We start from the raw sequence: 19,245 nt of genomic DNA on the forward strand, positions 1-19,245 counted from the left end.
CGGCGGAACCTCGCAGAAATGGGGCCATGATGTATCCTTTCCGTGACAGGATCCTCGGGCCGGCATTGGCCCTTGCCCTGAGCCTTGCCCCGCCGGCCGGGGCCGAGGATGCCGGGCGCCTGTCCCGCGCCCTGGCGGCGGCGGCGATGCGCGACTGGACCACCGCTGCGGCCGAGGCCGAAGCCTCGGGGCCCATCGCCCGCGACCTGGTCGCCTGGCAGCGGCTGCGGGCCGGGCAGGGCAGCTGGCCGGAATATCGCGACTTTGCCCGGCGCCATGCGGATTGGCCCGGCATGGCGCTGTTCTGGAAGCGCGGCGACGCGGTGCTGCGCCCCGACCTGGCCCCGGCCGAGGTGATCCAATGGTTCGGCACCCGCCGGCCCGATACGCTGAACGGCGCCACGGCGCTGATCGCGGCCTTGCAGGCAACCGATCCCATGGCCGCGAAGGCCGAGATCGCGCGGTTCTGGACCGAGCAGGCGCTGACCAAGCCTGAGGCCGATGCCTTTCTGGCCGCCCATGGCGCCGAGGTGGCGGGGCTGCACGACGCGCGGCTGATGCGGCTTCTGGACCTGGGCGAATGGCAGGCGGCGCAGGTGGTGCTGCCCATGGCCTCGGGTCCCGCGCAGGCCCTGGGCCGCGCGCGGCTGGCGTTGCAATCGGGGCAGGCCGGGGTGGATGCGCTGATCCTGGCCCTGCCCGAGGCGCAACGGGATGATGCGGGCTTGGCGCTCGACCGCTTCCGCTGGCGGGTCTGGGCCAAGATGCCCGATCTCGCGCGCGCGTTGATGCTGGAACGCTCGACCAGCGCCGAGGCGCTGCGCGATCCCGCGGCCTGGGCCGGCAAGCGTGCCGATTACGCGCGCCTGGCGCTGCGGCAGGGCGACTGGGCCCTGGCCGAGAGGCTGGCTGCCGGGCATTTCCTGCCGCAGGGCAGCGATGCCTTTTCCGACCTGGAATGGCTTGCGGGCTATGCCGCGCTGCGCGGCGGCGCGCCGGACCGGGCACTTCAGCATTTCCGCACGCTGGAAAGCGCGGTGGCGAGCCCGATTTCCCTGTCCCGCGCACATTACTGGCAGGGCCGGGCGCTGGAGGCCGGGGGTGACGAGGCCGGCGCCGATGCGGCCTATGCCCGTGCCGCGGCATATCAATCCGCCTGGTATGGCCAGCTTGCCGCCGAAAGGCTGGGCCTGCCGATGCAGCCCGGCCTGGCCATCGCCGGGCGCAGCGAGGCCAGCCTGCCCGAGTGGCGCGGCAGCGCCCTGCGCGACAGCCCGGTCTGGCAGGCCGGCACCTGGCTGCTGGCGGCGGGCGAGACCGACCAGGGCGCGCGCTTCTTCCTGCACCTGGCCGAGACCGCCGCGGCCGAGGATATCGGCCGCATGGCGCGGATGATGCTGGAGATGCGGCTGCCCTGGCACGCGCTGCGGCTGGCCAAGGCCGCCGCGGCCAAGGGTGCGGTCTATCCGGCCGCCTATTTCCCGCTGACCGGGCTGGAGCAGGCCGAGCTGGGCCTGCCGCCCGAACTGGTCATGGCCATCGCCCGGCGGGAAAGCGAGTTCAACCATACCGTGTCCTCGCATGCCGGGGCGCTGGGGTTGATGCAGGTCATGCCCGACACCGCGCGTTCCATGGCGCGCAAGGTCGGCGAGCCCTTCGATCAGGCGCGGCTGACCCGCGACGCCGCCTATAACGCCCGGCTGGGCGCGGCCTATCTGGCCGGCTTGCGCGACCGTTTCGGCCCGTCGATCGCGCTGGTGGCGGCGGGCTACAATGCCGGGCCAGGGCGCTCGGCCCGCTGGCTGGACGAGTTCGGCGACCTGCGCGGGCAGGTGGACCCGGTCGATTGGGTCGAGATGATCCCCTTTGACGAGACGCGCAACTACGTCATGCGCGTGGCCGAGGCGCTGCCCATCTATCGCGCCCGCATCAAGGGCGCGCCGGTGCCGCTGCTGCCGACATGGGATCTGACCGGGGGCGGCATGAAGCCGGCGCCCGCGCCGCCGCCCATCAGGCTGGTGGCCTCGGCCCGGCCGCCGATGCCGGTGCGGCGGTTGGTGGCCTATGCCGCCGGCGGGGTGCTGGCCGAGGTGCTGGGCCCGGCGCCGGTCGAGGAGGCCAGCGCCGCTCCGCTCAGCGCCGCCCGGCCCGCTCGCGCTGATACGAGCGCCACCAGGTGAACAGGCCGGCGCCGACGACGATCAGCCCGCCGATGGCGACATTCGGCGCCAGCGTCTCGCCGAATACCGTCACGCCGAAGATGCTGACCCAGACCAGCTGGGTATAGGAAAACGGCTGCAGCGCCGAGGCTTCGGCCAGCTCATAGGCCTTGATCAGCAGGAAATGCCCCGCCACCCCTGAAAAGCACAGCACCAGCAGCCAGGGGATGTCTTCGCTGGCCATCGGCTCCCAATGCCAGATGCCGATCAGGGTGACGGCGCCCGCGCCCGCGATGCCGGTCCAGAAAAAGCTGGTCACGGCGCTGTCCTCGCGCGAGACCAAGCGCGTCAGCAGCCCGTAGACCGCGAACATCGCCGCCCCCGTCAGCGGCAGCATCGCATCGGCGCTGAAAACGCCGCTGCCCGGCTTCAGCACGATCAGGATGCCGAGAAAGCCCACCGCGACCGCGGCCCAGCGGCGCCAGCCCACCTTTTCGCCCAGAAGCGGCCCCGAAAGCGCCGAGATCATCAGCGGGTAGCAGATGAAGATCGCATGGGTGTTGATCAGCCCCATGCGCACGAAGGCCTCGATCATCAGCACGACCTCGGCCACCAGCAGCACGCCGCGGAAGATCTGCGTCAGGGGCCGGCCCGAGCGGATCGCCCGGCCCAGCCCGCCCGGCGCGCGGGCGCAAAGCAGGACCACGAATGCCGCGAAGAACCAATAGCGCAGCATGACGATGAAGACGGGGGAATAGACCGCGGCCAGGTGGCGCGAGACGCCGTCCTGGGCCGCGAAGATCAGCGCCGAGGCGCAGATCATCAGGATCGCCGCGCCCTGCCTGTCGGTGCGCGGCGGCCCGCCCGGCGGCTCCGGCGCGGCAGGCGAGCGGGGTGCCGGGGCCGTCAACGGCCCCGTCGGGTGGTGTTCGGGCATGGCGCGTATCCCAGTCTTGAGATCCGCCCATGCCCTTGGGCGCGACAAAGGTCAAGCCGGGCTCAGTCGCGCTGACGCACCAATCCTGCGAACTCGTCGAAAAGCTGCGGGTTGGCGGCGACGATCGAGCCCGATTCGATCGGGCTCTGCTCGGGCCGGATCGATTCGACGAAGCCGCCGGCCTCTTTCACCAGCAGGATGCCGGCGGCCACGTCCCAGGACTTGATGCCGCGTTCCCAATAGCCCTCGTAGCGGCCGGCCGCGACATAGGCCAGGTCCAGCGAGGCGGCGCCCCAGCGCCGGACACCCGCGGTCAGCGGCATCAGCCGGCTGAGGTCGCGCAGCGTGGCGGGCAGGGTGCCGCGCCCGGCAAAGGGCACGCCGGTGGCAAAGATCGATTCGATCATCTGCCGGCGGCCCGAGACGCGGATGCGGCGGTCGTTCAGGAAGGCGCCGTCGCCGCGCTCGGCGGTGAACAGCTCGTCCTTGGCGGCGTCGAAGACCACGGCGGCGACGATCTCGCCCTTGTGCTCCAAGGCGATGCTGACCGCCCAATGCGGCAACCCGTGCAGGAAGTTCGTCGTGCCGTCCAGCGGATCGACGATCCAGCGCCGGGTCGGGTCTTCGCCGGCTTCCTCGCCGGTCTCCTCGCCGATCCAGCCGTAATTCGGGCGCGCGGTGCGCAGTTCTTCCTTGATGATGCGCTCGGCCTCGCGGTCGGCGCGGCTGACGAAATCGCCCGCGCCCTTGACCGAGACCTGCAGGTTCTCGACCTCGCGGAAGTCCTTGACGAGACTGCGGCCCGCCTTGCGCGCGGCCTTGATCATGATGTTGAGATTGGCGCTGGCCATGGCTTTTCCTTTTTGGGATTGCCAGCCTATTAGGCGAAGGACCGCGCAAAGTGAAGCCGGCGCGGGTGCCTAGTGCGTTGCGATCATGGCATAGCCGGGATGAAAGGCCACCCGGACCGAGGTGATGGCGCCCAGGTCGTTGAAGGTGGTGCGTTGCAGGATCAGAAGCGCGGTGCCCTGCCGCGTCTCCAGCAGCCGCGCGTCGCGGGCGCTGGCATTCTCGGCCGAGAATGCCATGTCGGCATGCAGCCAGGGAAAGTTCCTGACCAGCCATTCGTTCGCGGTGATGCGCTGGAAATCCACCGTCTCGGCGCCCGGCGCGGCGGCGGGGTTGATCCAGCGGTCCTCGGCCTGGAAGGGCCTGTCGTCGCCGTAATGCACGGTGCGCAGGTGGATCAGCTCGCGCCCCTCGGGCAGGGCCATGCGGGCGGCGACATCGGCCGGCAACGGGCTGCGGCGCTGCGCGACGACGCGGTGGCTGTATTCCATCCCCGCCTGCTCGATCTGCTCGCGCACGATGGGGATGGTCAGCGTGGCCTTGCGGGCCGGGTTCACCGTCACATGCGTGCCCGCCCGGCGCTTGCGGTCCAAAAGCCCCTCTTCGGCCAGCATTTGCAGGGCCTTGTTCACCGTGGCGCGGGCGACGCCGAACTCGACGGCCAGTTCGGCCTCGTCCGGGATGCGGTCGCCCTGCCGCCATTCGCGGTCCACGATGCGGCGTCGCACCTCGCTGGTGATGGCTTGCGCCTTGGAGGAGTGTCTTTCGGTCACATGCGTTCCTGAAGCCGGGCGATGGTCGCCAGATAATCGGCGATGATGCGGTCGCGGTCCATATGCCGGCCATCGTTCACGACATGGCGGCCCGCCGACCAGGTGTCGCGGACCAGCCCGTCATGGCCGGCAAAGACCAGGCTGTCGAGCATCTGGTCGCCCTTGCGGCCGGCCATGACCGGGTTGTCCAGCCCGACCGCGACCAGGTCGGCCCAGAGCCCCGGCCGGATCGCCCCGGTCTCGCGCCCCGCCGCCGTGGCGCCGCCGTCCATCCCCGCCTCGTAGATCACCCGCCCGGTCGAGCGCCCCGGCTCGGCCAGGATCGCCCGGCCGCGGTCGCGCAGGCGCTGGCTGTATTCCAGCGTCCGCAGCTCCTCCACCAGCGAGATGCGGATGTTGCTGTCCGAGCCGAAGCCGATGCGACCATCCGCCTCGGCCCAGATGGTGCCGTTGAAGATGCCGTCGCCCAAGGACGATTCGGTGATCGGGCACAGCCCGGCGACGGCGCCGGTGGCGGCCAGGCGGCGGGTTTCGTCCTCGGTCATGTGGGTCAGGTGGATCAGCGTCCAGCGCCGGTCGGGGTTGTGGTTTTCCAGCAGCCATTCGACCGGGCGGCGGCCATAGGCGGCGCTGATTTCCTCGATCTCGGGCACCTGCTCGGCCAGGTGCATGTGCAGCGGCCGGCCGGGGCGCAGTGCGACGCAGGCCGCCAGCCCCTCGGGCGAGACGGCGCGCAGCGAATGCGGGGCGACGCCGATGCCGGCGTCCGGGGGCAGGGCCCGCAGCGCCGCCTCGCAGCCTTCCAGCAGGCGCTGGAACTCCTCGGGCGTGGTGCCGAAGCGGTTCTGGCCGGGGGCGAGCGGCCGGCGATCCACGCCGCCGAATTGGTAATGCACGGGCAAAAGCGTCAGGCCGATGCCGGTGCGGCCGGCCGCGGCGGCGATGCGCTCGCCCATCTCGGCGATATTGTCGTAATGCCCAGCCCCGGGGCGGTGGTGCAGGTAATGGAACTCGACATTGGTGGCATAGCCGGCCTCCAGCATCTCCATCTGCACCAGTGCGGCGATCGCCTCGACATCCTCGGGCGTCAGGTGGTCGAGGAAGCGATACATGATCTGCCGCCAGGTCCAGAAGGTGTCGCGCGGCTCGGGGCCTTTCGCCTCGGAAAGCCCGGCCATGGCGCGCTGGAAGGCGTGGCTGTGCAGGTTCGCAAGCGCCGGCAGCAGCAGGCCCGCGCGATGGCCCTGCGGCGCCGTGTCCTTTTCCACCGCGGCGATTCGGCCCCGATCGACCGTCACCCGGACATTTTCTGCCCATCCATCGGGCAGCAAGGCCCGCTCCGCCCAGATAACCGTCATCCCGTCGCCCTTCTTTGTGCCAAAATAAGTTTAGACATAGAGTTGAAATAAGTTTAGACATAGAACGACCGAGAAATCAATCCGGGATGCGATCCGATGCAGCTTCTCCACCACGCCAAGCTTGTCACGATGGGCGAAGAATCAGGTAGTTACGGCCTGATCGAGCAGGGCGCGCTGGTGATCGAGGCCGGGCGAATCATCTGGATCGGCGCCGAATCAGAGCTGCCGGCGCGCTATGCCGATGTGACGCGCCGCGACTTGGGCGGGCGGCTGGTGACGCCGGGGCTGATCGACTGCCACACCCATATCGTCTTTGGCGGCGACCGCGCCCGCGAGTTCGAGATGCGGCTGGAGGGCGCCTCTTACGAGGAGATCGCGCGCGCCGGCGGCGGCATCCTGTCCAGCGTCCGCGCCACGCGCGCGGCGGATGAGGAGGCGCTGCTGGCATCCGCCCTGCCGCGCGTCGATACGCTGCTGGCCGAGGGCGTGACCACGCTGGAGATCAAGTCGGGCTATGGGCTCGATATCGACAGCGAGCTGAAGATGCTGCGCGTCGCCCGCCGCATCGGGCAGGTCCGCCCGGTGACGGTGCGCACCACCTGGCTGGCCGCCCATGCCCTGCCGCCGGAATACAAGGACGACCGAGCGGGCTATATCCGCGAGGTGGTGATCGCCGGCATGCAGCGCGGCCATGCCGAGGGGCTGATCGACGCGGTGGACGGGTTCTGCGAGGGCATCGCGTTCACGCGCGAGGAAATGGCCGGCATCTTCGACCATGCCGCGCGGCTGGGCCTGCCGGTCAAGCTGCATGCCGAGCAGCTTTCCGACCTGGGCGGCGCGGCCATGGCGGCGCAGCACGGCGCGTTGTCCGCGGACCATCTGGAATATCTGGGTCCGGACGGCATCGAGGCCATGGCGGCCCATGGCACCGTGGCGGTGCTGCTGCCCGGTGCCTTCTATACCCTGCGCGAGACGCAATATCCGCCGATGGCCGCCCTGCGCCAGGCCGGCGTGCCGATCGCGCTGGCCACCGATTGCAATCCCGGCACCTCGCCGCTGACCTCTTTGCTCCTGACCATGAACATGGGCGCGACGCTGTTTCGCATGACGCCCTCGGAATGCCTGGCCGGCGTCACCCGCCACGCCGCCCGCGCGCTGGGCCTTGCGGATCGCGGCCGGCTGGCACCCGGCATGCGCGCCGACCTGGCGGTCTGGGACATCAGCCATCCGGCCGAACTGACCTATCGCATCGGCTTCAACCCCCTTCATGCCCGCATCGTCGGAGGCGAACTTGTCTGAACTGATCCTTATTCCTGGTGAAACCACGCTCGCGCAGCTTGAACAGGTCTGGCGCCAGGGGCTGGCCGTGCGGCTGGCCGACTCGGCCCGCCCCGGCATCGCCGAATCGGCGGCGCGCATCGAGGCCGCCGCCAATGGCGAGGCGCCGGTCTATGGCGTGAATACCGGCTTCGGCAAGCTCGCCTCGATCAAGATCGCGGCGCGGGATACGGCGACGCTGCAAAGGAACCTGATCCTGTCGCATTGCTGCGGCGTGGGCGAGCCGGTCGAGCCGGAAACCGTGCGCCTGATCATGGTGCTGAAGCTTCTGTCGCTGGGCCGCGGCGCCTCGGGCGTACGCCCCGAGGTGATCCAGTTGATCGAGGATATGCTGGCCCGCGGCGTGCTGCCGGTGATCCCGTCGCAGGGTTCGGTCGGCGCTTCGGGCGATCTGGCGCCGCTGGCGCATATGGCCGCCGCCATGCTGGGCGAGGGCCGCGCAACCTATGACGGCCGCGAGATGCCCGCCGCCGAGGCGTTGGCCGCCGCCGGCCTCGCGCCCGTGGTGCTGGCCGCGAAAGAGGGGCTGGCGCTGATCAACGGCACGCAGGTCTCGACCGCCTTCGCCTTGGCGGGGCTGTTCGAGGCCTTCGCCTCGGCCCGCGCGGCGCTGGTCACGTCCTCGCTTTCGACCGACGCGATCATGGGCTCGACCGCGCCCTTCCTGGACGAGATCCACACGCTGCGCGGCCATCGCGGCCAGATCGTCGCGGCGCGGACCATCCGCGCGCTGATGGAAGGTTCCGAGATCCGCGAGAGCCACCGCGAGGGTGATACGCGCGTGCAGGATCCCTATTGCATCCGCTGCCAGCCGCAGGTGACGGGCGCCTGCATCGACCTGCTGTGGCAGGCTGCCCGCACGCTGGAAATCGAATCGAACGCCGCCACCGACAACCCGCTGGTGCTGGTGGGCGCCGACCGCATCGTCTCGGGCGGCAACTTCCATGCCGAGCCGGTGGCCTTTGCCGCCGACCAGATCGCGCTGGCCATCGCCGAGATCGGCGCCATTTCCCAGCGCCGCATCGCGCTGATGGTCGATCCGGCGCTGAGCCATGACCTGCCGCCCTTCCTGACCCCCGATCCGGGGCTGAATTCGGGCCTGATGATCGCGGAAGTGACCTCGGCGGCGCTGATGAGCGAGAACAAGCATCTGGCAACGCCGTGCAGCACCGATTCGACGCCGACTTCGGCCAACCAGGAGGATCACGTGTCCATGGCCGCGCATGGCGCGCGGCGGCTGAAACGCATGAACGCGAACCTTGCGCAGATCCTGGGCATCGAGGCGCTTTGCGCCAGCGCGGGCGTCGAGTTTCGCGCGCCGCTGGAGACTTCGGCGCCCTTGCAGGCGGTGATCGCCGCGCTGCGCCAGACGGTGCCGGCGCTGGAGCAGGACCGCTACCTGGCCCCCGACCTGGCCGAATCGGCGCGCCTGGTGCGCGAGGGCGTGCTGGTCGGCGCCATCCCCGCCAGCCTGCTGGACGAGGTGCGGCCGTGAACCCCGTCGAAGTCGTGCAAGGCGACAGCCCGGTCATCCTGGGCCTGCCGCATACCGGGACATGGCTGCCCGACGAGATCCGCGCCCGGCTGAATCCGCGCGGGCAGGTGCTGGCCGATACCGACTGGCATATCCATCGGCTCTATGACGGGCTTCTGCCCGGCGCGACCACGGTGCGCGCCACCTTCCACCGCTATGTCATCGACGCCAATCGCGGGCCGGACGATGCGAGCCTCTATCCCGGGCAGAACACCACCGGTCTTGTGCCGCTGACCGATTTCGACGGCGAACCGATCTGGACCGAGGAACCCACGGCCCAGGAGATCGCCGACCGAAAGGCCGGTTTCCACGCCCCCTATCACGCGGCGCTGGCGGCCGAGATCGCGCGGGTCAAGGCGCGTCACGGCGTGGCGATCCTTTACGACTGCCACTCGATCCGCTCGGTGATCCCCTTCCTGTTTCCGGGCGTGCTGCCGGATTTCAACATCGGCACCAACAGCGGCGCCTCCTGCGACCAGCGCATCGAGGCGGCCACCTTCGAGCTTTGCGCCGCAACCGGTCGCAGCCATGTGCTGAACGGCCGCTTCAAGGGCGGCTGGACGACGCGGCATTACGGCCAGCCGGGGCAGGGCGTCCACGCCATCCAGATGGAACTGGCCCAGGTGACGCATCTGGCGACCGAGGCCCCGCCCTTTGCCTATGACGAGCAGAAGGCCGAGGCGCTGCGGGTGACGCTGAAGGCGATCCTTGAACGCCTGGCCGCGCTGGCGCCGGAGTTGCGCGCATGAAGCCGCTGCAAGGCATCAAGGTGCTGGACCTGTCGCGCGTGCTGGCCGGGCCCTATTGCACCGCGCTTCTGGCCGACCTGGGTGCCGAGGTCATCAAGCTGGAACCTCCCGCCGGTGACGATTACCGCCATATCGGCCCGTTCAAGGACGGCGAAAGCGCGCTGTTCACGCTGAACAACCGCGGCAAGCAAAGCCTGGTCCTGGACCTGAAGGATCCCGGCGATCTGGCGCTGGCCAAGGCCGTCGCGGCGCGCGTCGACGTGGTGGTCGAGAACTTCCGCCCCGGTGTCGCCGCCCGCCTGGGCCTGGGGGCCGAGGCGCTGCGGGCGGAAAACCCGCGGCTGGTCTATTGTTCGATCTCGGGCTTCGGCCAGCAGGGGCCCTTCCGCGACCTGCCGGCCTATGACCTGGTGGTGCAGGCCATGTCCGGTCTGATGGCCGGCACGGGCGAGGAAGGCGGCGCGCCGCTGAAGACCGGCGAAAGCGTCGCCGACCTGATCGCCGGCCTGTTCGGAAGCTGGGCGATCATGGCGGCGCTGGTCAACCGCAACGCCACGGGGCAGGGTGCCACGCTGGACGTCGCCATGTATGACACGCTGTTTTCCATGCTGACCACCAGCCATGCGCTGCATTTCTATGCCGGCCAGCTGCCGCAGCGGGTGGGGAACCGCCATCCCCTGTCCACCCCCTTCGGCTGCTTTGCGACCCAGGACGGGCAGGTGGTGATCGCGGTACTGAACCCGCGCCAGTTCGCCACGCTCGCCACGCTGATCGGCGCGCCCGAGGCGGCGGACGATCCGCGCTTTGCCAGCGACGAAAGCCGCACCGCGCATGAGCCCGAGCTCAAGCGCCTGATCGAAAGCTGGTCGCGCGACCGCACGACCGAGGAGGCCGTCGCGGCGCTGGCCGGCGCCGGGCTGCCCGCCGCGCCGATCTGGGACATCGCCCAGGCGTCGGGCAACGAGCATGCGCTGACGCGCGGGCTGGTCAGCCGCCTGCCGCATCCGGTGCTGGGGCTGGCGCCGACCGTCGGCCAGCCGGTGCGCTTCGATGCAGAGAAACCCGTGGCCGAGACCTCGGCCCCGCGCCTTGGCGGCGACCGTGCCGCGATCCTGCGCGCATTCGGATTGGAGGAGACCGCATGAGCGACGACTGGCACATGCTGGCCGAGGAGGAACGGCTGTTCTGCGACGTGCTGGAGCGCATCTGCGCCGAGCGGATCGCGCCGAAAGCCGCCGAGACCGACGAGACCTCGGCCTTTGTCCACGAGCAACTTGCCGTTCTGGGCGAGGCCGGGATGATGGGCGCGAACCTGCCCGAGGAATATGGCGGCAGCGGCATCGCGGCCCCGGCGCTGCTGCGGGCGGTGGCGATCGTGGCGGGGGCCTGCGGCTCGACCGCTTCGGCGCTGACGGCGCATTACCTGGCGACCGATTCGATCCTGCTGGGCGGGACCGAGGCGCAGAAGCAGGAATGGCTGCCGAAAGCCGCCGCCGGAGAGGCGCTGGGGGCCTTCGCCCTGACCGAGCCGACTGCCGGTTCCGACCCCGCCGACATGAAGACCCGCGCCCGCCGGACCGAGGACGGCTGGCACCTGAAGGGCACGAAATGTTTCATCTCGAACGGCGGCGTGGCGGATTTCATCGTCGTCTATGCCGTGACCGACCCCGAGAAGGGCCATCGCGGCATCTCGGCCTTCATCCTGCCCAGGGGCACGCCGGGGCTGGAGCCGGGCGCGCCCGAGCGGACCATGGGGCTGAAGGGCGGGCATGTCTTCACCCTGAACCTCGACTGCCACCTGCCCCAGGACGCGCTCTTGGGCGAGGAGGGCCGGGGCTTTCGCACCGCCATGCAGGTGTTGGACAACGGCCGCATCGAGGTTGCCGCGCAATGCCTGGGCATGGCCGAGGCGGCGATGAAAGCGGCCATCGCCTATGCCAAGGACCGCGTGATCGGCGGCGAGCGGCTTACCGACCGGCAGGGCATCCGCTGGATGATCGCCGACATGGGCGTCGCTTATCGCCAGGCGCTGCTCTTGTCGCAGGACGCCGCCCGCCAGCGCCAGAACGCCCATGACCACGGCGGGCGTTTTTCGCTTGCCTCCAGCATGGCCAAGCTCGCGGCCAGCGAGGCGGCGGGCAGGATCGCCGACACCGCGCTGCAACTGCATGGCGGCTATGGCTATACCCGCGACTTCCCCATCGAGAGGATCGTTCGCGACCTGCGCATCATGCGCATCTACGAGGGCTCCTCGGAAATTCAACGCATCATCATTTCCGGCAATATGCTGGCCTGAACGGAGACCAAGATGGATAATCCCCGGCACAATACCCGCGACATTTTCCCGCCGACCGGCACCGAGATCACCGCGAAAAGCTGGCTGACCGAGGCGCCGATGCGGATGCTGATGAACAACCTGCATCCCGACGTGGCCGAGAACCCGCATGAGCTGGTGGTCTATGGCGGCATCGGCCGCGCCGCCCGCACTTGGAAGGATTTCGACCTGATCGTCGACAGCCTGAAGAAGCTGGAGGCGGACGAGACCCTGCTGGTGCAATCCGGCAAGCCGGTCGGCGTGTTCAAGACCCACAAGGACGCGCCGCGGGTGCTGATCGCCAACTCGAACCTGGTGCCGCATTGGGCGAACTGGGACCATTTCAACGAGCTGGATAAGAAGGGCCTGGCCATGTATGGCCAGATGACCGCCGGCTCGTGGATCTATATCGGCTCGCAGGGCATCGTTCAGGGCACCTATGAGACCTTCGTCGAGGCCGGGCGCCAGCATTACGGCGGCAATCTCAAGGGCAAGTGGATCCTGACCGCCGGGCTTGGCGGCATGGGCGGCGCCCAGCCCCTGGCCGCGGTCATGGCCGGGGCCTGCTGCCTGGCGGTGGAATGCGACGAGACGCGCGCCGATTTCCGCCTGCGCACCCGCTATGTCGACGAAAAGACCCACAGCCTCGACGAGGCGCTGGAGATGATCGACCGCTGGACCAAGGCCGGCGAGGCGAAATCCGTGGCGCTGATCGGCAATGCCGCCGAGGTGTTCCCGGAACTGGTCAAGCGCGGCGTGCGCCCCGACATCGTGACCGACCAGACCAGCGCGCACGACCCGGTGCATGGCTATCTGCCGCAGGGCTGGACCGTCGCCGAATGGCGTGCCCGCCAGGAGACCGACCCCAAGGCGGTTGAACGCGCCGCCCGCGCCAGCATGCGCACGCAGGTCGAGGCCATGGTGGCCTTCAGCGACCAGGGCATCCCGACCGTCGATTACGGCAACAACATCCGCCAGATGGCGCTGGAAGAGGGCTTCGAGCGCGCCTTCGCCTTCCCGGGCTTCGTGCCGGCCTATATCCGGCCCTTGTTCTGCAAGGGCATCGGCCCGTTCCGCTGGGCGGCGCTGTCGGGCGATCCCGAGGACATCTACAAGACCGACCAACGCGTCAAGGAACTGGTCGACGACCCGCATCTGCATAACTGGCTGGACATGGCGAAGGAGCGCATCAGCTTCCAGGGCCTGCCGGCGCGGATCTGCTGGGTCGGCCTGGGGCTGCGCCACAAGCTGGGCCTCGCCTTCAACGAGATGGTGCGCAACGGCGAGCTGAAGGCGCCGATCGTCATCGGCCGCGACCATCTCGACTCGGGCTCGGTCGCTTCGCCCAACCGCGAGACCGAGGCGATGCAGGACGGCTCGGACGCGGTGTCCGACTGGCCGCTGCTGAACGCGCTGCTGAATACTGCCTCGGGCGCGACCTGGGTGTCGCTGCACCATGGCGGCGGCGTCGGCATGGGCTTTTCCCAGCATTCCGGCATGGTGATCTGCTGCGACGGGTCGGAAGAGGCCGCTGCGCGCCTGGCCCGCGTGTTGTGGAACGACCCGGCCACCGGCGTCATGCGGCACGCGGACGCGGGCTATCAGATCGCGCTGGACTGCGCGCGGGAGCACGGGTTGAATCTGCCCGCCATTCTCTGATCCATAGGCGCGGCGTCGCAACGCACCGGGGCCGCGCCCCTTACCGTCCAACTAGGAGACAGACATGACCTTCCAGACCAGCCTCAAGGCCGCCCTGTTCGGGCTTTCCGCGCTTGCGATCGGCACCGCCGCGCAGGCCGACCAGCTTGCAGACATCAAGGCCGCCGGCAAGATCGTCACCGCCACCGACATGCACTATGCCCCCTTCGACATGCTGAACAACGGCCAGTACGAGGGCATGACCAAGGATCTGTTCGACGAGGTGTCGAAGGAAATCGGCGTCGCGCCGGTCTATCAGGACATTCCCTGGACCGCCGAACTGCCGGGCCTCGAAGTCGGCAAGTTCGACATCGTCATCGCGCCCGTCACCATCACCCCCGAGCGGCTGGAGCGTTACACCTTCACCCTGCCGATCGCCGATGCCACCGTCTCGCTGGTCCGCGCGGCCTCGAACACCGAGCTGAGCAAGCCCGAGGACATCAAGGGCAAGACCGTCGGCGTCCAGCAGGGCACCGCGCAGTTCCGTCAGCTGCAAGCCTATGGCGAAAGCCTGGGCGGCGTGAACGTCAAGGAATACGGCACCACGGACGAAGCCTATGCCGACCTGGCCGCGGGCCGTCTGGACGCGGTGGCGGGCTCGCTGCCGAACCTGACCTATCTGGTGAAGAACCGCCCAGAGACCTTCGCGCTGTTCGAGCCGGCCCAGTTCGGCCAGCCGACCTATTTCGCCTGGGTGCTGCGCAAGGAGGAGGCCAGCGAAAGCTTTGCCCAAGCCATCAACGACGCGCTGCTGAAGATGACCGATGACGGCCGGGTCAAGGCGATCCAGGAGAAATGGCTGGGCAGCTATACCGAACTGCCCCGCGAGGTTCCGACCAACTGAGTCGCTGGCGGGCGGGGCCTGGTCCCGCCCGTTCCCCGCCCCGTCCCCAAGGGCCAAGCCGAGGCGCGCATGTTTTCGATCCCGGTCTTTCTTCAAAGCTTCGAGCCGCTGTTCTGGGCGGCACGCTATACGCTGCTGATCTCGGGCCTCGGCATCGCGCTGGGGCTGGTGATCGGCACGCTGATCTGCGCGGCACGGCTGTCGCCCTATCGGGCCCTGCGCGGATTTGCGGCAATCTGGGTCAGCTTCCTGCGGGGGGTGCCGCTCTTGGTGCAGCTGCTGGTGTTCTACTACACGCTGCCGGTGATCGGCATCGACGTGCCGGCCATCTTCGCGGCGGTCGTCACCGTCGGCATCTGCGCCAGCGCCTATATCTCGGAGATCTGGCGCGGCGCCATCGCGGCGCTGCCCCGCGGCCAGACCGAGGCCGCCGTTGCCATCGGCATGACCCCGCGCGACGTCTGGACCAGGGTGATCCTGCCGCAGGCCTTCACCATGTCGCTGCCGGCGCTGGTCAACGAGCTGATCCTGCTGGTCAAGGCCAGTTCGCTGGTCTCGGTCGTCGGTATCCTGGAACTGACCCGTGCCAGCCAGGCGCAGGCCGCTACCACCTTCCGCCCGCTGGAGGTCTATATCGCCGCCGCCTGCATCTACCTGGCGATCAACCTGTGCCTTGCGGCGCTGGGGCGTTACCTTGAACACAGGACGGCCGTCTGATGGAATGGAGCATCCTTGAACAATACGGCCCCGCCCTGCTGAGGGGCTTTGGCGTCACCGTGCTGTGCTGGATCCTGGGCACGATCTTCGGCATGGCGCTGGGGCTGGTGATCGCGCTCATGCAACGCTATGGGCCGCGCTGGCTGGGCTGGATCATCCAGGCCTATATCGAGGTGATCCGCGGCACGCCCTTCCTGGTGCAGCTTTTCGTGCTGTATTACGGCGGCCCGCTGGTCGGGCTGCGGCTGGACGCGCTGCCGGCGGGACTGCTGGGCCTGACCATCTATGGTAGCCCCTATTTCGCCGAGATCTTCCGCTCGGGCTTCCGCGCCGTGCCGCATGGCCAGATCGAGGCCGCCCGCGCCATCGGCATGGCCGAGCCCATCATCGTGCGCCGCATCCTGCTGCCGCTGGGGCTGGTCTCGTCGCTGCCGGCGCTGGTCAATTTCTCGATCATCCTGACCAAGGAGACGGTGATCCTGTCGATCATCACCGTGCCCGAGCTGATGTACCAGGTCAGCCGCATGTCCACCGAGACCTTCCGCTATCTCGAGGCGAACCTGGTGCTGGCGCTGTTCTTCTGGGCGCTGGTCGAGACCATCTCGCGCGTCGGCCGCCGGTTCGAGGCGCGCATCACCAAACACCTGATCGAAAGGACCTGAGCCGATGCAGGCATCCGCCGTCGAGATCCGCAAGGTCAACAAGTATTACGGCCCCTTCCACGCGCTGAAGGACGTGGACCTGTCCATCCCGCCGGGCAAGGTGACCTGCCTGATCGGGCCCTCGGGCTCGGGCAAGTCCACGCTCTTGCGCTGCATCAACTTCCTCGAGGAATACGACTCGGGCGAGATCCGCATCGACGGCCAGCTGATCGGCTACGAGGCGCCGGGGCGGAAGATGTCGGGACGCAAGCTGCGCGAGATGCGCCGCTCCATCGGCATGGTGTTCCAGCAGTTCAACCTGTGGCCGCACATGACCGCCAAGGAGAACGTGGCCGAGGGGCTGATCCGGGTGCGCGGCCTGTCGAAAGCCGAGGCCGAGACCCGCGCCGCCGAGGCGCTGGCCAAGGTCGGGCTGGCCGACAAGATGGGCAATCACCCCGCGCGCCTGTCGGGCGGCCAGCAGCAGCGCGTCGCCATCGCCCGCGCCATCGCCATGGAGCCCAGGCTGATGCTGTTCGACGAGCCGACCTCGGCGCTCGACCCCGAGCTGGTGGGCGAGGTGCTGAACGTGATGAAGACGCTGGCCCAGGAGGGCATGACCATGGTGGTGGTCACGCATGAGATGGGCTTTGCCGCCCATGTCGCCGACCAGGTTGCCTTCATGGAAAAGGGCGAGCTGGTGGGCGTCGACAGTCCCGGCCGCATCCTGCACCACCCCGAGGATCCGCGCATCCAGGGCTTCCTGCGCACCTATCACGAGCGCAACAGCTTCTGAGCGGGAGGGGGCTTTGCCCCCACGCCGGACCGGCCCCTCGACGGGGCCGGTCCGGCGTTCCCCCAGGATATTTCTACAAGGAAGAAGCGCGCGGGCCGGGGCTTGCGGCCGGACGGTTGCGGTATATCTGAGACGGGTAGCAGCAAGGATGTCCCCATGCCCCAACCCAAGCTTTTCCAGCCGATCGCCATCGGCGGCCGGACCCTCGCGAACCGGATCGTGATCGCGCCGATGTGCATGTATTCGGCCGAGGACGGGCGGATGACCGACTGGCACCTGATGCATCTGGGCGCGCTGTCGCATTCCGGCGCGGCGATCCTGACCATCGAGGCCACCGCCGTCCTGCCCGAGGGCCGCATCTCTTATGCCGATGTCGGCCTGTGGGACGATGCGACCGAGGCAGCCATGGACCGGGTGCTGAAGGGCGTGCGCGCCTGGTCGGACATGCCCATCGCCATCCAGCTGGCCCATGCCGGGCGCAAGGCCTCGACCGCGAAGCCCTGGGAGGGCGGGGCGCAGATCGCGCCGGATGCGGCGCATGGCTGGCAGACCGTCTCGGCCTCGGACCTGCCCTTTGCCGAGGGCGAGAACCCGCCGATCGTGCTGGACCGCGGGGGACTGGCGCGGGTGCGCGACGCCTTTGCCGAGGCGGCGCGGCGCTCGGTGCGGCTGGGGATCGACGCGATCCAGATCCATGCCGCGCATGGCTATCTGCTGCACCAGTTCCTGTCGCCGCTGTCGAACCGGCGCGAGGACGACTATGGCGGCAGCCTGGAAAACCGCATGCGCTTTCCGCTGGAGGTTTTCGAGGCGGTGCGGGACGCGGTGCCGGCGGGCCATCCGGTCACGGTGCGCATCTCGGGCACCGACTGGGTCGAGGGCGGCTGGGACATTGCCGGCAGCATCGCCTTTTCGCAGGCGCTGGAGGCGCGGGGCTGCGCCGCCATCCATGTCAGCAGCGGCGGGCTGGACCGGCGCCAGCAGATCCCGGTCGGTCCCGGCTACCAGGTGCCGCTGGCGCGGGCGGTCAGGCAGGCCGTGGACATCCCGGTCATCGCCGTGGGCCTGATCACCGAGCCCGAGCAGGCCGAGGCCATCGTCGCCACCGGCGATGCCGACATGATCGCACTGGCCCGGACGGTGCTTTACGATCCGCGCTGGCCCTGGCACGCGGCGGCGAAGCTGGGCGCCAGCGTCTCGGCGCCGCCGCAGTTCTGGCGCTGCCAGCCCTCGGGGCTGCGGGATCTGTTTCGCAAGTGACCGCCGCCGCACGGGCGCCGGCTTTCCCGCCGGTGCCGCCTCGGGCTCAGACCGCGGTGTCCTGCCGGTGCGGGTCGTTGCGGTCGAAGATCATCAGCCCGTCCTCGGGCACCTGCCGCCCGGTCCAGCGCGGATCGGCGAGCGAGCGTTCCGCATCGCGCAGCCCGTCGCGCCAATGGTCCAGCATCGACAGGCGCGAGAACTCGTAATCCTTGGATGCGCTTTCGTAATCGGCATGGCGATAGATCAGGTGCATCAGGCTGACCGGATGGGCCGGGCCGGATTCGATCAGCATCGCCAGATCCGGGTCGTCGCGCCACTCGGCCGGCAGGCGCGCATGCAGCCGCCGCGCCGCGCTGGCCAGCGCATGGCGGATGCGGAATTCGTCGGTGTTCAGCCGGGTGCGGCTGGAAAAGCGGATCTCGCGCTCGCGCTGCTCGACCTGGGCCATGGTGCGGGGCAGGATGTCGCGCGACGGGTAGAGGTCCACCTGATAGATGCAGAGCGGCCGCGGGCTGGGCACCGCCAGCACGAATTGCAGCGGCGAGTTCGAGACCAGCCCGCCGTCCCAATAGTGCCGCCCCGCGATCTCGACCGCGGGAAAGCCCGGCGGCAGCGCGCCCGAGGCCATGACGTGATCGACGGTGATCCGCGTCTCGCGGCTGTCGAAACAGGTGAAGTTGCCGGTCTCGACATCGACGGCGCCGATGGACAGGCGCGGGCCTTCGGCATTGAGATAGTCGAAGTCGATCAGCGTCAGCAGCGTGTCGCGCAGGGGCGAGGTGTCGTACCAGCTGGTCTGCCGCATCAGGCCGGGCAGGAAGGAAAACAGGTCCGGGACGCGCGGGCGGAAGAAGCCGGGCGCGCCGAGCATGGTGGACATGGTGGCGCGGCTTTCGTTGCAGACCGCGCGCATCTGTTCGTGCAGCGGCCCGCCCTCGAAGCACGAGCCCAAAAGCCAGGGCGCGCCGGTCACCTCTTCCCAGAAGCGGCGCAGCGCCTCCAGCCGCCGGGCGGGACGGTTGCCGGCGATGAGCGCGGCATTGATCGAGCCGATCGAGATGCCGGCCAGCCATTCCGGCTCCTGCCCGGCGCGATGCAGTGCCTCATATGCGCCGGCCTGGAACGCCCCCAGCGCGCCGCCGCCCTGAAGGACGAAGACGACCTTCTCGGTTATTTCCCCGGTTCTGTCCTTCATCTGTGGCCTCGAATGCTGTGGTCCGGTCCCGTCGCGCCATGTCCCGGGGATGGAAAATTTCCATAATGTGCAGAAGAACG

General features: G+C 69.1%; 17 protein-coding genes. 12 read left to right on the forward strand and 5 right to left on the reverse strand.

Translation table 11 applies throughout. The features are described from left to right. Positions 1 to 26 precede the first annotated feature (26 nt). Positions 27 to 2,180, forward strand: coding sequence for a lytic transglycosylase domain-containing protein (locus tag ACNKFW_RS03895; protein ID WP_244314548.1), 2,154 nt, complete (start codon positions 27 to 29; stop codon positions 2,178 to 2,180). Here the strand turns inward: ACNKFW_RS03895 and ACNKFW_RS03900 are convergent. The 4 genes from ACNKFW_RS03900 to ACNKFW_RS03915 all read right to left on the reverse strand — a co-directional run bounded on the left by ACNKFW_RS03900 (position 2,134) and on the right by ACNKFW_RS03915 (position 6,076). Then, positions 2,134 to 3,096 (reverse strand): DMT family transporter, encoded by a 963-nt coding sequence (locus ACNKFW_RS03900; protein ID WP_024843864.1) that lies wholly within the window; start codon positions 3,094 to 3,096, stop codon positions 2,134 to 2,136. The two genes, ACNKFW_RS03895 and ACNKFW_RS03900, sit on opposite strands and share 47 nt — an antisense overlap. 62 nt (positions 3,097 to 3,158) lie before the next feature. Next, positions 3,159 to 3,947 carry an inositol monophosphatase family protein gene (locus tag ACNKFW_RS03905; RefSeq protein ID WP_024843863.1) on the reverse strand — a complete coding sequence of 263 codons (789 nt, stop codon included), beginning with the start codon at positions 3,945 to 3,947 and terminating at the stop codon, positions 3,159 to 3,161. Between the two features lie 69 nt (positions 3,948 to 4,016). Beyond that, positions 4,017 to 4,718 carry a GntR family transcriptional regulator gene (locus ACNKFW_RS03910; protein ID WP_024843862.1) on the reverse strand — a complete coding sequence of 234 codons (702 nt, stop codon included), beginning with the start codon at positions 4,716 to 4,718 and terminating at the stop codon, positions 4,017 to 4,019. Continuing rightward, complete coding sequence (locus ACNKFW_RS03915; protein WP_024843861.1) at positions 4,715 to 6,076, reverse strand: formimidoylglutamate deiminase; 1,362 nt, start codon at positions 6,074 to 6,076, stop codon at positions 4,715 to 4,717. The genes ACNKFW_RS03910 and ACNKFW_RS03915 overlap by 4 nt, the downstream gene beginning before the upstream one ends. Positions 6,077 to 6,172: 96 nt before the next feature. Between ACNKFW_RS03915 and hutI the strand changes: the two genes are divergently transcribed. From hutI to ACNKFW_RS03970, 11 genes are all read left to right on the forward strand, one after another. Further along, a complete protein-coding gene (gene hutI, locus ACNKFW_RS03920; RefSeq protein WP_024843860.1) occupies positions 6,173 to 7,375 on the forward strand; it encodes an imidazolonepropionase in 1,203 nt (400 codons plus the stop codon). Continuing rightward, positions 7,344 to 8,909 carry a histidine ammonia-lyase gene (gene hutH / locus ACNKFW_RS03925; RefSeq protein ID WP_208852067.1) on the forward strand — a complete coding sequence of 522 codons (1,566 nt, stop codon included), beginning with the start codon at positions 7,344 to 7,346 and terminating at the stop codon, positions 8,907 to 8,909. The genes hutI and hutH overlap by 32 nt, the downstream gene beginning before the upstream one ends. After that, a complete protein-coding gene (hutG, locus tag ACNKFW_RS03930) occupies positions 8,906 to 9,697 on the forward strand; it encodes an N-formylglutamate deformylase (protein ID WP_147427676.1) in 792 nt (263 codons plus the stop codon). Before hutH ends, hutG begins: the two co-directional genes overlap by 4 nt. Further along, positions 9,694 to 10,842, forward strand: coding sequence for a CaiB/BaiF CoA transferase family protein (locus ACNKFW_RS03935; RefSeq protein ID WP_147427677.1), 1,149 nt, complete (start codon positions 9,694 to 9,696; stop codon positions 10,840 to 10,842). The genes hutG and ACNKFW_RS03935 overlap by 4 nt, the downstream gene beginning before the upstream one ends. Beyond that, positions 10,839 to 11,993, forward strand: a complete 1,155-nt coding sequence (locus ACNKFW_RS03940) for an acyl-CoA dehydrogenase family protein (protein WP_024843856.1) — start codon at positions 10,839 to 10,841, stop codon at positions 11,991 to 11,993. Before ACNKFW_RS03935 ends, ACNKFW_RS03940 begins: the two co-directional genes overlap by 4 nt. Positions 11,994 to 12,005: 12 nt before the next feature. Further along, a complete protein-coding gene (gene hutU, locus ACNKFW_RS03945; protein WP_147427678.1) occupies positions 12,006 to 13,670 on the forward strand; it encodes a urocanate hydratase in 1,665 nt (554 codons plus the stop codon). A 64-nt stretch (positions 13,671 to 13,734) separates the two neighbouring features. Continuing rightward, positions 13,735 to 14,553 (forward strand): transporter substrate-binding domain-containing protein, encoded by an 819-nt coding sequence (locus ACNKFW_RS03950; RefSeq protein WP_147427679.1) that lies wholly within the window; start codon positions 13,735 to 13,737, stop codon positions 14,551 to 14,553. 69 nt (positions 14,554 to 14,622) lie between these two features. Continuing rightward, entirely contained in the window at positions 14,623 to 15,270 is a 648-nt protein-coding gene (locus ACNKFW_RS03955; protein ID WP_024843853.1) for an amino acid ABC transporter permease, read from the forward strand. After that, positions 15,270 to 15,932 carry an amino acid ABC transporter permease gene (locus tag ACNKFW_RS03960; RefSeq protein WP_024843852.1) on the forward strand — a complete coding sequence of 221 codons (663 nt, stop codon included), beginning with the start codon at positions 15,270 to 15,272 and terminating at the stop codon, positions 15,930 to 15,932. The genes ACNKFW_RS03955 and ACNKFW_RS03960 overlap by 1 nt, the downstream gene beginning before the upstream one ends. A 4-nt stretch (positions 15,933 to 15,936) precedes the next feature. Continuing rightward, on the forward strand, positions 15,937 to 16,707 hold the full coding sequence (locus ACNKFW_RS03965; RefSeq protein ID WP_024843851.1) for an amino acid ABC transporter ATP-binding protein: 771 nt from the start codon (positions 15,937 to 15,939) through the stop codon (positions 16,705 to 16,707). 156 nt (positions 16,708 to 16,863) lie between these two features. Continuing rightward, a complete protein-coding gene (locus ACNKFW_RS03970; protein ID WP_147427680.1) occupies positions 16,864 to 17,967 on the forward strand; it encodes an NADH:flavin oxidoreductase/NADH oxidase in 1,104 nt (367 codons plus the stop codon). A 46-nt stretch (positions 17,968 to 18,013) separates the two neighbouring features. Here the strand turns inward: ACNKFW_RS03970 and ACNKFW_RS03975 are convergent, their stop codons facing one another. Further along, on the reverse strand, positions 18,014 to 19,165 hold the full coding sequence (locus tag ACNKFW_RS03975; RefSeq protein WP_024843775.1) for a DUF3734 domain-containing protein: 1,152 nt from the start codon (positions 19,163 to 19,165) through the stop codon (positions 18,014 to 18,016). Positions 19,166 to 19,245: the final 80 nt, after the last annotated feature.

This window comes from Paracoccus sp. TD-10 (assembly GCF_048270675.1).
In the GTDB taxonomy this organism is placed as follows: domain Bacteria; phylum Pseudomonadota; class Alphaproteobacteria; order Rhodobacterales; family Rhodobacteraceae; genus Paracoccus; species Paracoccus pantotrophus.